13 protein-coding genes are annotated in these 15,336 nt (G+C 60.0%); 3 read left to right on the top strand and 10 right to left on the bottom strand.

Going from position 1 to position 15,336, the window contains the following annotated elements; translation table 11 throughout:
- Nucleotides 1-8: 8 nt before the first annotated feature.
- Genes H3H36_RS16955 through tssF form a run of 4 tightly spaced genes read right to left on the bottom strand, consistent with a single transcriptional unit; the run spans nt 9 to nt 7,542 of the window.
- On the bottom strand, nt 9-1,784 hold the full coding sequence (locus tag H3H36_RS16955) for a Tle4 family T6SS lipase effector (RefSeq protein ID WP_182219273.1): 1,776 nt from the start codon (nt 1,782-1,784) through the stop codon (nt 9-11).
- Between the two features lie 34 nt (nt 1,785-1,818).
- Entirely contained in the window at nt 1,819-4,617 is a 2,799-nt protein-coding gene (locus tag H3H36_RS16950; protein WP_182219272.1) for a type VI secretion system Vgr family protein, read from the bottom strand.
- A gap of 28 nt (nt 4,618-4,645) precedes the next feature.
- Complete coding sequence (gene tssG / locus H3H36_RS16945; protein ID WP_311196647.1) at nt 4,646-5,698, bottom strand: type VI secretion system baseplate subunit TssG; 1,053 nt, start codon at nt 5,696-5,698, stop codon at nt 4,646-4,648.
- Nucleotides 5,695-7,542, bottom strand: coding sequence for a type VI secretion system baseplate subunit TssF (tssF, locus tag H3H36_RS16940; RefSeq protein ID WP_182219270.1), 1,848 nt, complete (start codon nt 7,540-7,542; stop codon nt 5,695-5,697). Before tssF ends, tssG begins: the two co-directional genes overlap by 4 nt.
- A 276-nt stretch (nt 7,543-7,818) precedes the next feature.
- On the opposite strand from tssF, the gene tssK reads away from it, so the two are divergent.
- A complete protein-coding gene (tssK, locus tag H3H36_RS16935; RefSeq protein WP_182219269.1) occupies nt 7,819-9,165 on the top strand; it encodes a type VI secretion system baseplate subunit TssK in 1,347 nt (448 codons plus the stop codon).
- Between the two features lie 41 nt (nt 9,166-9,206).
- On the opposite strand, the gene H3H36_RS16930 is transcribed toward tssK, so the two are convergent.
- A complete protein-coding gene (locus H3H36_RS16930) occupies nt 9,207-10,088 on the bottom strand; it encodes a LysR family transcriptional regulator (RefSeq protein WP_182219268.1) in 882 nt (293 codons plus the stop codon).
- 104 nt (nt 10,089-10,192) lie between these two features.
- Here H3H36_RS16930 and H3H36_RS16925 point away from each other — a divergent pair, with 104 nt between their 5' ends.
- Nucleotides 10,193-10,816, top strand: a complete 624-nt coding sequence (locus H3H36_RS16925; RefSeq protein WP_182219267.1) for a glutathione S-transferase family protein — start codon at nt 10,193-10,195, stop codon at nt 10,814-10,816.
- A gap of 30 nt (nt 10,817-10,846) precedes the next feature.
- Nucleotides 10,847-11,494 (top strand): LysE family translocator, encoded by a 648-nt coding sequence (locus H3H36_RS16920; protein ID WP_182219266.1) that lies wholly within the window; start codon nt 10,847-10,849, stop codon nt 11,492-11,494.
- A 9-nt stretch (nt 11,495-11,503) separates the two neighbouring features.
- Here H3H36_RS16920 and H3H36_RS16915 read toward each other — a convergent pair whose 3' ends face one another.
- From H3H36_RS16915 to H3H36_RS16900, 5 genes are all read right to left on the bottom strand, one after another.
- On the bottom strand, nt 11,504-11,869 hold the full coding sequence (locus H3H36_RS16915) for a VOC family protein (protein ID WP_182219265.1): 366 nt from the start codon (nt 11,867-11,869) through the stop codon (nt 11,504-11,506).
- A gap of 298 nt (nt 11,870-12,167) precedes the next feature.
- Nucleotides 12,168-12,785, bottom strand: a complete 618-nt coding sequence (locus tag H3H36_RS16910) for a YdeI/OmpD-associated family protein (protein WP_182219264.1) — start codon at nt 12,783-12,785, stop codon at nt 12,168-12,170.
- A gap of 77 nt (nt 12,786-12,862) precedes the next feature.
- On the bottom strand, nt 12,863-13,081 hold the full coding sequence (locus tag H3H36_RS27850) for a DUF7661 family protein (RefSeq protein ID WP_229219954.1): 219 nt from the start codon (nt 13,079-13,081) through the stop codon (nt 12,863-12,865).
- A gap of 198 nt (nt 13,082-13,279) precedes the next feature.
- Nucleotides 13,280-13,915 carry a hypothetical protein gene (locus H3H36_RS16905; RefSeq protein ID WP_182219263.1) on the bottom strand — a complete coding sequence of 212 codons (636 nt, stop codon included), beginning with the start codon at nt 13,913-13,915 and terminating at the stop codon, nt 13,280-13,282.
- Nucleotides 13,916-14,477: 562 nt separating this feature from the next.
- Nucleotides 14,478-15,326 carry an alpha/beta fold hydrolase gene (locus H3H36_RS16900; protein WP_182219262.1) on the bottom strand — a complete coding sequence of 283 codons (849 nt, stop codon included), beginning with the start codon at nt 15,324-15,326 and terminating at the stop codon, nt 14,478-14,480.
- Nucleotides 15,327-15,336: the final 10 nt, after the last annotated feature.

Here is a 15,336-nt window from a genome sequence, read left to right as displayed (position 1 = left end):
TAAATACTTCACTCCTTATTTTTTGCCGGAATCTCTTTAGCTGGTTGGGCTTTCTGGATGATCTTGCCGATGCAATACATAACGTTATCGAGAACATCACGATTGGCATAACTACCCTGATGATCAAACCCCTTCATGCGAAAAACACACTGGATTCCTTCAGCTTTCGCGATCGTAGAGCCCGATAAATTTGGAACGGTACCATCGCCGGCATCCACATCGTCGTCAGTCTTCGGACTCCGTCTATTATCAAGTTCAAACTTGACGGACTTCTCGTCGACACCAAGGGTCGTCTCGCCCAACAGTGTCCATGACGCTGCAGGGAAGCCCATCAATCCCGTCTGAACTCTGCTGAGTAGACGTTGATCCGTTATCCAATGAACCTTACCGAAAGCGACTTCTTGGCAATCTGAACCATAATGTGCATAGGTATTCGGGTGGCAATATAGTCCGAGGTTATCATGCATATCCTTCGCTGTTTTGAGCGCTATTCCGTACATCCTCATTGGCGTCGAATCCTGATCCTTTGCCAATTCGGCTGGATCAATCAGAGTTTCGTCGATCATGCCCCACCACACGTCCTGAACCCGTTTGGAATAAATTTCCTCATACGGATCAGCTATTGGCAATGCTTGAGTCAACTCTTTTACAGGTTCACCAGCTATTTTTTGCGACACTGTAAGCCAACCTGGTGGATAATTCTTGGTCGGAAGCAATTCCAGCGCACCTGGCGAGTTTGCCATTACGCAAGTAATATCGGCTGCGTTCCAGCCAATAACCATTGCCGTAGCCGCGCCCATTATATTGAAAACACTCCCGACTTCGGTACCGGCACGGAACCGCCGATAGACTACCGGGGCACCACTAACTGGTTGTACGCCATGTACGACGCCCAGTATCTTGCTGGTGCTCTTCTGAGCAGCTCTGCGCGCGACAATGCCTCCCATCGAATGGGTAACAAGAATGACCTTCCCTTGCGTTATAAAGTAGTTGGTCTTGTCATACCAGGCGAGTACCTCGTCTATCCGTTTGACTAGACCGTCGGCGGACGACTCATTACTACTTAGCCAGTTATAACCGTAGGCCCACACTGGATAATAAAAATCGTCAAGACGCGCGAACTCATCCTCGGTTAAGGGTGCCACTGTTCCCTTGATCGCATTCCATACTTTCCTTACATCAATGAACTCAGGAGCCCAGCACGGGTCGCCAGGCTCGCCCGCGCACGGTTGGATTGGCGCAGGCTTCTTCAAGGTCTGGGCGACTTCCCATACAGCCAGTTTCTTAGTACCCTTCTTTCCAGGTTCCTCGTACTGATCATTGAGCGACCTTTCCAGTTCCGCCAGAACATGTCCGTAGCTGTCAAAATGCAGCGCCCCCCAGCCCCGACGTTTGGCCTCTCCAGCCGTGATGGTGTATATGCCTTGTGGTACCTCAACCTTCCCAGTATGGTCGACCTCCGTACGTGTGGCTGTCATTTGCAACTGTCGCTCTCGCGGCTTTTGCTTCATTCGGCTTCCGACTTCCTTCAGACCGCCAATCGTGCCGTTAGGAGGACTCCAGGCTGGCACCTGCTGCGTACTGGCCTCCTTGGTCATCCGCAGATTTGTTCCCATAATCCCTGGCACAAAGATAACCGGGATCACATGGCGCGGCGGGACCACCGCGTGAGCCCGCACGCGAAAGCTTTTGGGGCTGCAGACCGTGACGAAGCTGGGATCGCCATCGTCATTTAAGGTCAGCGGCACGCGACGAGTCGCCGCAGGCAATAATGCTTCATCCATACCCTGTCTCCTTGCATTGGCAATTCTTGAAACCTCAGCTGCGGATTCTCACTTTTAGCGTTTTGATGACGTTATCCGTCACAACGGTCTTACTTGCGCCATCAGCACCAGACTTGCCACTATCCTGCACAGCGCCCTGGTCGTCGCTAACCTCATAAGGCACGTTCTCGCGCGCCTGCCCGCCGCGCCCCGAGAACGCGATCTGTTCATCCGTCTCTAATGTTGAATGCGGCATGCTTGGCAAATTCAAACTGCCACCGCCGCCGCGGGTGAACTTGAACTCGGATGCCTGCATATTGAACTCGCCGCTCGATGAGGACATGACCTTGCCCTTGCCGATGCTCCACTGCGCCCCATCGGTCCGGATCACCACCTCGGGCGCTTCCAGCAGCAGTGATTCCAGCGAATACAGGTGCAGTCGCTTGGCGGCGCCGATCTCCACCATGTCGTCCTGTCCCTGGATGACGACCTTGCCGCTGGCGGCGATGAGCTGCATGCCGACTTTATGGGCGAATAAGCTCACGCCCTGCGCCGCCCGCATCAGCAACTTGCGCCCAGCCGACACCTGCGTGTTGCCGGCGCTGACCAAGTCGGTGTTCGTCTGCGCGCCTATCATCACATTGTCCTGGCTAGCCAGCGCAATGCCGGCCGGCGCGCTGACCGCGACGATGGGCTTACCTCCTGTGGGATCGGGCGTTCCACCTTCCGTGTTGCTGCCCTTTTCCCACTGCCGGATATGCTCGATCAGCTTCGCCAGCGGCGCGCCATCCCCATCGTCGGCGAAATGCTTGACGGCCAATTCGGACAGCGTTTTGTGGATGCCCTGCAGCACATCATTAATACCGATCAACTCCGGCCGGTCCAGTTGCCGCCCCTTCGCGCCGGGGCGAGCATCGGCCGTGATCAACACACCCTGCGCGCCCCTGACCGCCACGGCCTTGTCACTGCGCAGATCTGCGCCTTCGCCGCGCGCATCGCCACTACCGCCAGCGATGGGGTGTGTCAGCCAGCCCAGGTTCAGTTGCGACGCGCCATGGTCGCTGGACAGCTGGGCGTTGATCCGTCCAGTGCTGTCATCAAAGCGCAGCTGATTGTGCCGTTCCCCCTTGATTTCTCGGCTTTTGATACCGGACAGATAGCGGTTTCCCGGCAAGTCGCCCTGCTCGCTCAGGGCCGCCGGCTGCGCATTGCCGTTGTAGAGTTGGCCGACTATCACAGGCTTATCGGGATCGCCGCCCATGAACGCGACGAGCACCTCCGTTCCCACGCGCGGCAAGTGCAGCGAGCCACACTGCTGCAGGCTGCCTGGCCCGTTGCCTGCCCAGCTGGATGCCACCCTCACCCACGCCGAATCACGCTCCGTGCCGGACGTGCCCGCGCCCTGTGCATGCGCGTGGTCATCGGGACGCAAACCAAGAAACCTTATCCGGGCCCGGCCGAACTTGTCGCAATACACTTCTTCCCCAGGCGGCCCGACCACGATCGCGCTTTGCAGCGGGACGTTGGGCAAGTCCACGCGCGCGTCGAACGCGGGCACGATGGGCACGCCGCGCCGGACGGCGGAAAAGGTCATGTGAAAGCGGACCGGACCACAATTGGCCAACTGGGAATGGTCGTTCGGCGCATGCGTCCAGCGGTTGCGGGAAAACAGGCGTTCGACCTTGGCCACCAGCCCCTTGGGCAAATTATTCTGGGCCGTCAATTGCAACCCGGTGATGACGAAGTCGCGTTCCTCCGCCGGGTGGGTATCGATTTCCGGATGATCGGCCAGACTGAAATATTCGCCGACGCAGAAATCACGCACGCTGCCCTGCCCCCGGTAGCATTTCGCCTCGTAGTCGTGGCGCTGCATGCGCAGCCGGCCAAGCTGGCGCAGTTCATCGTGATCGTCGGCCGTATGCGGGGGCAGAATCTGATAATCGTTCAGGCTGGCTGCCAGCTCGTCGCCACTGGGGCCTTGCTCGCCTGCGCTGTTGGCGTCGGTGGAAGAAAAGTAGCCCTGCGGCTGTTTGTAGTCCCAGCTATGCAACGTGACACTGCCCGCCTGCAAAGTGCGCACGGCGGCCCAGGATGTGATGGTGTCGCGCTGCTCGGTCGCGTTGTCGCGATGGTAGCGCACGGTGCCGGCACGGTTCTGGGGTAGGCTATCGGCGTTATTGAACAACACCAGCGTGTGCGCCAGGGTCTTTCCCGGCTCGGCCTGCGCCCCGGACTCCCGGCCCGCTCCCGCGCGGATATACCAGGCGATGCCGCAGCGCGCCAACAGGCGGCGAATGAACGCGGCGTCCGATTCGTTGTACTGCATAGTGAACTCGCGCTGCGGATACTGGCGCAGTTGAAAACTCTCATCCACCTCCATGTCAAACGCGTTGGCCAGCACCTCGTTGCTCTGCCGCCATTCCGCGATCAGGCGTTTGACGATTTCGAATTCGTTCAGATTGCGAAAGATGCGAGTGTTGACGCGCTTGTCCAGGATCGCCAGCGCGTCGCGCATCACCAGCTTGTAGGTGGCCACGCCGCCATCGCTGTCGCCCGCACACGCCTCCGTGACGATGCCTGATACGGTATTCAACTCTCCCCTGTCGGTGACAAAGTCCACCGCCACAGGCAAGCCGATCAGTTGCTTGAGCTCGATCCCGGCGTCGGTCGAAATGCACCAGACCTCGAAACGAGTTCCTTCGCAAATGGCCGCCGTGCCCATCACCCGTTGCGGCAGTAGCACGTCCGTCAGGATGCCGGCCGCATGCTCCATGCGCATCCGCACCGGCCGGTTCTCCGTGTCCAGCAATTTAGTCTGTTGCAGAAAATTGAGGAAGTCTTGGTCTCGTTTCATTTTCGTCTTCCAATACAAGCGGCGATAGTCAGGGTTGCAGGACGTAATGCGCGGTCGTGCGATCCCGCGCCGCGCGCCGGTCCAGGAACGCATCGATGTCCAGGCGGGAACGGCGGCTGGCATCGTCCATTGCCAAACGGGCTTGCCTCGCATCCTGGGCACGCAACACCAGCCGCACGTCGATGGTCATGCCCACGCCACAGAACATGCCAAGCACCCGGCTGATGGCACGCGCACCTTCGGAATGCGGCAGGAAACGTTCAAACTCCTGACTGTTCAATGGGCCGATGAATAGCCGCGCACTGCTATCGCGGCGATAGATACAGCTGCCCAGCATCGCGCCTTCGCCGAGGACGCGATTCGTGGCACCCAGCCGGGTGCGGTGCTGATCCGGCAAGTCTTCCCAGCAACCTACCAGCGGTTCCAGCGTGAAGGGAACGGCGAAGTATTCAGTGAGCACGCCAGCGACAACGCGCGCCGGCACGCAACGGCTACGGAACTGCGCGGCATAGTAGGCGAGGATCTCCTCGCCTATGCAGACATCTTGCGGCGCCGCCGGTTCCACTGGTTTTGCGGACGGCCGCAATCCGGAAAACGCCTGCAGCATGGCCAAGAACGTGTCCTTGCCTTGCGCATCGATCATGCATGGCGGCCGGTACTTCGCCCACGCCTGGTAGAACAGCGCAACCGAGCGGGTGGAAAGCATGTCGAGAAAAGCGCGGGGGCCACTGTCCTTGTTGACGAATTCGTACTCGGCGATCCGTTCGGTGTCGTGGTAAGGCAACCCGCCATTGGCGCCCAGGATGCCGATGAACGCCGGCGTGATGGCGACATACTCAAGCCGGTTTTCCAGCTGCGCCGCCTGCAGCGCGGCAGCCGAATCGATGGGCCGATCGGCCACGGCCGCCAACGCGACGATCTGGCTGGGTGGGAAAGTAAGAGACAGGGAATTTTCGAACCGGATGAATCGCATCGGCATGGGGCCGTCCTCGATACCGTTCTGGCGCAGCCAAAGCTCGATCAGCCGGACCGCCTGGAAGAATTCAAATCGATAGGGCTGCTTGAGCAGCAGGTCGATCACACCAGACTCAAAGCACCGTTGCGCGGCAGGCATCGCAGCAACTCCTTTCCCGTCGATTTGGACAGCACAACCAATTGCGTAAAACTGTTCAGGTGGACGTAGAGCGCGAAGAAGTGGTCCAGCAACTGGATAAACGTGTGCACGCCACAACCGGCGTAAGCGTCCTCGTCCAGCGTGACCGTCACTTCGATACCGCTCAGGTAGGCAGCACCCACACCGTCGCGCAGCCAGACCCTGATGGGCCGATGGGAAAGGTCAACGATGCCCTCGATCTGCCGCTTCGCGACGGGGCAGTCCGATGGCGCGTAGAGCTCCAGCATGGCCGCGAACGCTGGCAGGCCATCCGTGCTCAGCGAGCGATGGTTCAGGGACAGACTGGAAATCAACCCCCACTGCGCACCGTTGGCCGACGTCAGCCGATGCGGCGCCGTCGGCCTGTACAGCAGACGGATGGGAAAATTGCCGGTGCCGCCTTCAATCGCCAGATCGCCCCCTGTCGCGCCGTAGGGCAAGGAACAAGGCAGCGCCCGATTGGTGCAGGTCAGCGCGATGGAGGCCGTCCCTGTCGCCGCAGCGAGCGGAGAGAAGTCGCCGTCCACGAACGCCATCGCATACTCGTGGCCAGGACTCAATTCAGCCAGCTCCTCGTCGCGATGCACCAGATAGTAATGTGCCTTCGCGCCCGCGTCGGCGCCGTGGCGCAGCGCATAATAGGGCGTGAATTCCGTGGTGACGCTGCCCTTGGCCGACTTGCGCAGCAATTGCACCGAATCGACGCTGTAAATCTCGTAGTTCTCAACCGGCCCCTCATATGGCAGCAAGGGGTATTCACTACGCTCGTGGGTCAGGCGGATTGGCGTCGCATGGGTTTTGAACAGATTGATGACCGGTGTGCAGCCCAGCAGCAGATTGTCGGCGGACAGCCGCTTGAGGATACGCGCCGCGTTCGAATCGGCGAACACGCCGGCCAGCACGAAGTGCACGGTCACGCGCTGACAGCCTGCCGGCAGATACGGCAGCAACGCGGCGAGGTGGAGGTCGATGAATCGGAATTTCGCAGGGTATGAAAAATATTCGGCAAGCAGTCGATGGACGGGATGTTCGCTAGGTGCGAATGGAATCATCGCGTCCCCGTCAGCGAACCCCACCGCCACCAGCGGCGGTTGGTCAAGCGCGGTCCATTCCCCGCTACCATCCGCCTCGACGTAAGTGCTCACGGTGCGCATGAACAAGGTATCGCGCAAGGTGGCGCCAAAGGACGGTTCGCCAGCGATGTAGACGCGGATCTTGTCCAGGCCCAGAGCCGCCAGGCCAGTGTTCGACGCAGTACAACGAATCTCGATTTTGATTTGCGATGTCACATCGCCGGAGAGAGCCACTGCGGCGGGCGCCTTAACGATAGCGTCGAAGCGCGCGTCCGATATCCGGTACGGTCCTATCGTGACTGGATAAGCAGTCGTGTACTTACATGCGTGCGCGGCGGGATCCACGCATTTGAGCTCAGTCCCGCGCGGGATGACCGACACCCCGGTGATCGCGTTCTCCTTTGCCCGGCCAAAGTCCAGGCATGCGACAGAAGCGGCCGGAATCGGGCGCAGGTAATGTGGCCGCAACACATTGAGCAAGGCGGCGGTAATGCGCGAATAATCGTCATCGAGCAGTTTGACGGTACGGGCGCCAAGCAACGCGACCGACTGAAGTACACGGCCAGTTTGCGGATCACCGCCAGCCTCACTCCGGATCCCCAATTTATCCGCAAGCTTGGGGTGCCTAACGGAAAAGCCCTCGGCGAGGAGCTCGTTCCTACCTAGTTCTCGCTCATAATATGGGACTAGAGATTTCATCGTGGTTATCGATCCCGGAGTTGCCTTTGTCGGCGCGTGGAGTGAAGCCGGCCGCATGATGCGGACCCGACCGATATTCGCATGAGGCCGCTCGCGAGCTTTGAGGTCGAACAACGCATCGTTAGAATTCAGGCATGGCCTTCGCGTCGTCTTGCTTGGTGCGCCATGGCGGGCGGCCAGGTTCTTCTCATGAGGAAAATCAACAGCATCGTTCGCGACCTCTCCACACTAGCCGAATAGGCACAGTCCGCCGGACCAGCCGACAGGGAGAACGCGATGAGCTTGCCGCCAAAACTGCTGTGGGAAAAGGGACTGGGCCTGGAAGCCCAGCACTTCCAGCAACTGGACCTCTATCACGAAGCACGCGTGCAATACTTGGCCAAGGCGCTCAATCCGCACATCTGGGGCGTGCAGTCGGTAACGTGGGATGAAAACGCACTGGCGAACAATTCGCTCGCTGCGGAGCGCATGTCGCTGATCTTCCAGACGGGCGACATTTACCAGGCGCCGACATCCGACGCCCTGCCCCTGCCCATCGATCTGCGCGAGCTGCCCGCCGACGAACAAAACTTCACCTTTTACGCCGCGCTCCCCATTCTGAAAGCCCATGGCGGCAATGTGTCCCGCATCAATGCGTCACTCGACGATGCCCGCTACACCTCATTCACCGTGCAAACGGCCGACTTGCACTCGGACGGGGCGCCCGCTCCCATCTCCCATGTGAGGAAGGCGGTCCGGCTCTTGTCACACCTTGAACCGCACAAGGGATATGACTGTATTCCGGTAGTGAAACTATCGCGCAAAGTGGACGGCAGCTTCGCGATCGACCCAGAGTTCATTTCGCCCTGCGTGGCGGCCAAAGCATCCCCGGCGCTGGAGCGCCTATTGTTTGGTCTGTTGGCGAAGGTCGCCACGAAGATCGACGCACTCTACCAACTGCAACGCCGGCCGAATGGATACGCGGTCGAGGCACACAGCGGCGGCTCGACTTCATTCTCGATGCTCGGTGCTTTGACGACGATCGGCGCTAACCTGACCATCCACGCCAAAGCCCAACACTGTCACCCGGAAGTCCTGTTCGATCGGCTAGCCAACCTTGCCGGCGCGCTGATGGCATTCTCGACCAAGTATGCGCTGAACGACTTGCCCGCCTACCCGCATGAAGACCCCGCGCCAGGCTTCGCGACACTGGTCGGCATCATCAACGAACTGCTCGACACCGTCGTATCGTCCAGGTTGATCAAAATCCCCCTGACGATCGAGAAAACCTGCTTCTGGCAGGCCCCCATCGATGCCGAACTGGCCGATTCGGACGCCCCGTTCTATCTCGCCGTGCGCGCCGACATGCCAGCGCTGGAGCTGGTAGAGAAGGTGCCGCGCCTCTTCAAGATAGGCACACCCAACGCCGTCGATACCTTTGTCAAGAGCGCACTGCCAGGTGCGGAGCTGCTCCATTTGGCACAGGTCCCGGTGGAGGTGCCGGTGCAGCCGAACACCTACTATTTCTCGCTGGTGAACAAGAGCGACCACTGCCAGGCGATCCGAAAGGAACGCATGATCGCGATCTATGCGCCCATTATCATCAAGGAACTCGAAATCGAGTTGTTTGCCATCAAGACTTAATCATCCACGATGTTGGATGCGCGTGCGTCCACCGGGTGCGCCTACTTGCCAAACCGCTCCATCACAAACTCGATGAAGCTAGTCTGCTTGGGCGTGGCCTGGCGGTCGCGCGGGTAGACCAGGTGCATGGGGCGTGCGGGCGGCACATGCTCTTGCAACAGCCGCACCAGCTGGCCACTGCGCAGTTCCTCCTGCAGCACGATCTCGGCCTGCATCACGATGCCCAGGCCGGCCAGCGCGGCGCGCTTCAACGCTTGCCCGTTGTTGGAGCGGAAGCGGCTTTGCGGCGGCGTGCATTGCTGGTCGCCGCCATCGAGCCGCCAGCGCACCAGGCGCTTCCAGTGCAGGAAGTCCAGGCATTGATGCTGCGCCAGATCGGCCGCCGTGCGCGGCCAGCCGTTCCGCTCAAGATAGGAAGGCGCGGCGCAGATCACCATGCCATAGGCCCGCAACGGCCGCGCCACCAGCGCCGATTCATCCAGCGTGCCGATGCGGATGGCCGCGTCGAACCCTTCATCGACGATATTGACCACGCGCGGCCCCAGGTCCAGATCGACCGACACTTCGGGATACCGGGCCAGATAATCAGCCAGCGCCGGCGCCAGGCACTCGCTGCCGAACGCCACCGGCGCGCTCACCTTGAGCGTGCCGCGCGCCTCGCTGCGCATGGCTTCCGCCCCCGTTTCCGCCTGCCGCACCAGGCTCAGTATCTGCAAACACTGCTGGTGGTAGCGCGCGCCGATCTCCGTCAGCGCCTGGCGGCGCGTGGTGCGCGTGAGCAGGCGCGCGCCCAGTTGCTGTTCCAGGCTGGCGATGTGCTTGCCCACCATGACGGTCGACATCTCGAACTGACGCGCCGCCGCCGTGAAACTGCCCGCCCCCACCACGCCCGCGAATACTTCCATGCTGCGCAGCTTGTCCATGGCGATTATGAATTAATGGTTAATAGTATTGAAAATTATAGATTATTTATCTGCAGGCCATACACTGCCATACTGTCCACCATCGAACGCAAAGGAAACCAACCATGCTGACCATCCTCGGCCATACCGTATCGATCAACGTGCGCAAGGTGCTGTGGACCTGCGCCGAACTGGATCTGCCGTACACGCTCGAAGCGTGGGGCGGCGCCGGACCAGCCACCGCCACCCCATCGTTCCTGGCGCTTAACCCGAATGCCACCGTACCCGTGCTGAAAGATGGCGACCTGGTGCTGTGGGAATCGAACACCATCTGCCGCTACCTGGCCGCACGCTACGGCAACGGCGCCCTGCTGCCAGCGGCCGCCGCGCCGCGCGCGCAAGTGGAGCAATGGATGGACTGGCAAGCCACGGACCTCAACAGCGCGTGGCGCTACGCCTTCATGCACCTGGTGCGGCGCAACCCCGCGTTCGGCGACGCGGCGGCGGCCGAGGCCAGCGTGCAGGACTGGAACCGCCGCATGGCCATCCTCGACGGCCAGTTGGCGCGCACGGGCGCCCACGTCGCGGGCGCGGCGTTCACGCTGGCCGACGTGGTGATCGGCTTGTCGGTGAACCGCTGGCTGCTCTCGCCCATCACGCGCCCGGCGCTGCCGGCAGTGGCGGCTTACCACGAACGCCTGCTGCAACGGCCCGGCTTTGCCGCCCACGGCGCCAATGGCCTGCCTTGATGCTCCCGACCACCTGACGAGCCCCCGACCATGATGACCGTTTCGACCTGGCTGCTGTTCCTGACCATCTCCCTGCTCACCACCTTCTCGCCCGGCCCCGGCGTGCTGCTGGCCATCGCCAACTGCGCCACGCTGGGGCCGCGCAAGGCCTTGTGCAGCTCATGCGGAAACGCGCTCGGTATCCTGATGGTGGCCACGCTGTCGGTGACGGTGGTGGGCTTGCTGTTCAAGACCTCGGCCACGGCCTTCCTCATGCTGCAACTGGCCGGCGGCGGCTACTTGATCCTGCTGGGCTGGCGCCAATGCGGCCAACGGGGATTCGGCGCCGCCGGCCCCGGCCAGGCGACGCCAGCGGCCACCGCGCACGCCCAGGGCGACTGGCAAACGCTCAGGCAAGGGCTGCTGGTGGCGCTCACCAATCCGAAAAGCCTGATGTTCTTCATCGCCCTGTTCCCGCGCTTCATGGGCGGCGGCGATGCGGGCGGCGCGCGCTTCGTGCTGCTCACGGCCACCTTCGCCGCCTGCGCCATGCTGTCGCACCTGACCTACATCGCGCTGGCGCGCCCGGTGCTGCGCTTCATGGCCGGCGGACGCCGTGCCCGATGGTTCAACGGCGCCACCGGCTTGCTGCTGATCGCACTGGGCGTGTCGATGTTCACGCTGCAGCGCCAGGCGTGAACGCCGCCCTCACTCCGGCGTGAACACGCGCAGGCGGTGGCCGTCGCGGTCCAGCGCCACGAAGGTGTAGCCGAAATCCATCTGTACCGGACGCTGGGCGATGGTCACGCCGCGCTCCACCCAGTCGGCGTAGATGTCGTTGACGGCGCTGCGGTCGGCCTGGGCGAACGCGATTTCCGCGCCGCCACCGGAGGCCATGGCCACCGGCTGCACCGTGTGGCGCGCCCACAGGCCCAGCTTGAGGCCGGACTTGAGCGCGAACAGCGCGAAGGTGGCCGACGCCTCCACCGGCGCCACGCCCAGCAGCTCGGTGTAGAAGGTGGCGCTGGTTTGCGGGTTGTCCACATACAGCAGGATGAAATTGGGGTCGATCATGGTGCTCTCCGCATAAGTTCAAAGTATGGCGCGCTTGTGACGTCGCGAAACATTATGCTAAGGGCAAGCGCTGACAGTTTCTGTCAGTAGCGTTTGAGTAGGCAGGACGCGCGCCGTCCTTCCTTCATGTGGACGCGTTCGGATTTGATCCGGCGGGCAGTTTTCCGCGGATGGGCCGGTTCCGCGTGCTGATACAACCGGACGAGCAACGCGCAGGTGAATTATCAAAAACAAACTCGTAATGAGTCACGGTGGCGGGCGACTCGCATAGTTGCCGCGATGAGTCGCCCCCTTTCACTTATGTCGCATCCTCGGCCGCCTTGCTCGGCTTCTTAGCCATGATCGGATGAGGCGTCTCATGCCGAGCCAGCATGGCTGCATACTCCTGCGCCTTGCGTAGTTTGGTCTCAGGCTTTATTGCAGTCTGCACCCGGAACAACACTGCATATCTGTTTTGAGATTTGAGAGTGGCAAAAAATTCAGCTGCCCCGGGGTGGTCCGCGAATGCAGCATGGAGTTCGGGCGGCACGTTCGCCATGCTAGTCGAATCGTAGGCTGCATCCCATCGACCATCTTTTTTCGCTCGTTCGATTTCAGCCAGGCCGCTCGGCTGCATCTTACCCTCCTCAATATACCTCAGCACCTTCTCGCGATTGACCTTGGACCATAGACTGCGTGGGCGACGGGGCGTCCAGCGCTGCAAATAGTGATGCAGGTCGAGCGAACGCTTCTGGCCATCAATCCAGCCGAAGCACAGCGCAACTTCCAATGCCTCTTGATAGCTTATGCTAGGGACCGGAGCCCCTTTCTTCGCATGCTGCAGCCATACCCCGTCAGAGCTATCGTGGTGCGCTGCCAGCCACCGCGCAAACGCTACCTGGGTTGGGAACAACATCGTCTCAACATCTGCTGCCATCGAATCACTCCGAACTAGTTTTAGTCGGGCTTCAGCACCGGGCGGCTTTGACCGTCCGCTCCTGGCCGAGCGCGGACTCAGGTCAATTGCACGGCATTAGGGTTTCGAGGTGTCGCGTTCTCGTGGTAGAGGTCAGCTAGATATTCACATAACTCATCCTCAGCAACATCACTCGGCACCACAAAGTCTGCTGGTCGGCGCTTCCCGTCAGTCCCAAGGTAACAGGCCTGCCAAACCCCGCCTGAATCAGTTATAGCGATGAGGGCACCGAAAATATTAAACCGCAACTCTTTCATAGAAGCTCCAAAATCATATTCAGCCGCCCACTCCTGGCCGGTTGCTGTCGCCCCGAAGCCACCCTTGAAATCAATCCATCCAACTCCTCGACGCGCAATTCCGATGGGTATAAAGTCACCGGCACGGAGACGATCAATCCCGTCGAAAGAACCGCGCAGGCATGAACCAAGCGTCCAGTGAAAATGTTCGGAACATCATTATTGCCCGCGTGCGTTTTTTTCCGCGCACCTCGCCCATCTTGGAGTCTTTGCTTGAAGAACCGCGTCCTCATCGTCTTTAGGAGCGACCGGGGCGAGTTCAAACCGGCGCAGAAGCTTTCCATCCTCAATGCGGCGCATGTCAAAGGCGATGGGAGTTGTGCCGTGCGGGAAACTATACTCATACACTACAGAACGTCCGTCTTCCGTAAAGCACCATCCGAAAACCATGCCAAACTTGCCTTGAAAGCGATGGACTCGATTAGACCAATCCAGAATCACAAGATACAACGGCTGGGAGTACGAAGCCCCGCGATCTGGAAACAGGGCAAGCCAGCCGACATAGGAGAAATTGCTTGCGATGGCCGGCTTGTCGAAAAAGTCCTGATCATCGAACTTGGGCGCAACAAACTTGCTGCCATCATGGCGTTGCAAACTCAACGTGGCTCCGTTGCTGAGCAGTTCTGCCCGCACGAATGGAGACGCCCCGGCATACGCCAGGTTCGGGAGTGCGAGGGAGACAGCCAGTGCGAGGTGCTTCATGACGCCTAACTTGTTATAAACTGCAAAACGCTCATTAGGCTTAACAAAATGAACAAGCCACGTAAAATCACAAACAACTGAAATAAGTTGCATTTATAGCATGCTTGGTTTGCAGAGACAGCGCGCTTTGGTGGACCAGCATGACCAGCAGTTATTGGCCGACCTCGCCCAACGGCGTTCAGGATAGCAGCTTGCTTATCAGCAAAGCTCACAAATCCTCACTTCAGGCTGAAGCCGCCCAGTTGCCGACCTTCATGTGCCGCAGATGTGAATGATCCAGCAGAGAATCCAATAGTGTTAGGTGAACGTTCACCAAAGGCATACACTGCAACTGACGAATGCCAATCGATCTGTCCCCCAGGGGAGAACTAACGTGTTTCCAAGCCTGAGCATCAAAGAACTCAACACATTGCAGTTGATGGAAAGTCTCGGGCGCGTCTACCAGCCGATTTTCCCTGAAGCGGGCATCCTGACGACCCTTGGGCTAGTGAGCCGAGATTCGGCTGGTAGTCTCTGCCTTACTACCTCCGGACTCGACTACTTGCGGTGGCACGAAATAAACTTGCCTCGTTGATAAGCAACCACATCACTAATGTTCTAACACTGATGTATTGGCATACCGGGCTGGCGGCTTTTGGCCGCACGCTGCTCCCATTTATTCATTGATGAACCGCCGTATCCGCGCAAACGCAGCATCCGGGGCATCTCTCCACACGCCGTGACCGCAACCGTCAAACTGTTCAAATTGAACGAAATGCGCAGGTAAGGCGGCGACGATATCCTTCGCATCCTCCAGCGGGCATACCGGGTCGAGCTCGCCGGCAAGCACTAAGACCGGACATTGTGCTCGCGCCAGTCCCGGCAGCAAGTTCATGATTTGCTGCTCCTCGCCTGCAAATGCAAACAGGATATCTTTGTTGACAGTAGTGCGAGGCACCACATCGCCACAGGCTAGCGGAGCTTGCGAATATAAAGGCTTGCACACGCGCTGATACGCAACCCATGTGGTTTCGCTGGGCGAACGCCAGAATTGCTCTGCGGCGTCACGTGCCTCCGTACCGCCCAGGCGTTCGAACACGGCTAGCTTGCGGGCCAATCCAAGGCTCGGGGACGTGCTGGAAAGGATGACTTTCGCCGGGTGTTCCGGATACTTGTCGATGTAACGCTGGGCGACGAAGCCTCCGAATGACTGCCCGAGGAGTATGGGTTTGGTTATGCCCAGTGCGTCGCACAGCCGCACGACGTCTTCGGCGTAGGTGTCTAGAGTCAATTCTTCGATGGGGCGCCGGTCGCTTCGGCCATGGCCGCGATGGTCGTAGTAGATGATTTGGGCGATGTCCGCCAACCGAGAGAAGCCTGGTTTAAAGCCAGCGTGGTCGTAACCAGGACCGCCATGAAGCAATAGTAGCGTCGGCTTTTCTCGCATGCCTGCGCCGTCTGGCACGAGACCGGAGCCATCGACATCGACAAAAAGACGTGCATCGGGTGAGACTTGAATTCGCATGGACGGCAAC

The sequence above is a fragment of the Rugamonas fusca genome (assembly GCF_014042365.1).
GTDB classification, from domain to species: Bacteria; Pseudomonadota; Gammaproteobacteria; order Burkholderiales; family Burkholderiaceae_D; genus Rugamonas; species Rugamonas fusca.
This window is presented reverse-complemented; position numbering and strand designations above follow the sequence as displayed.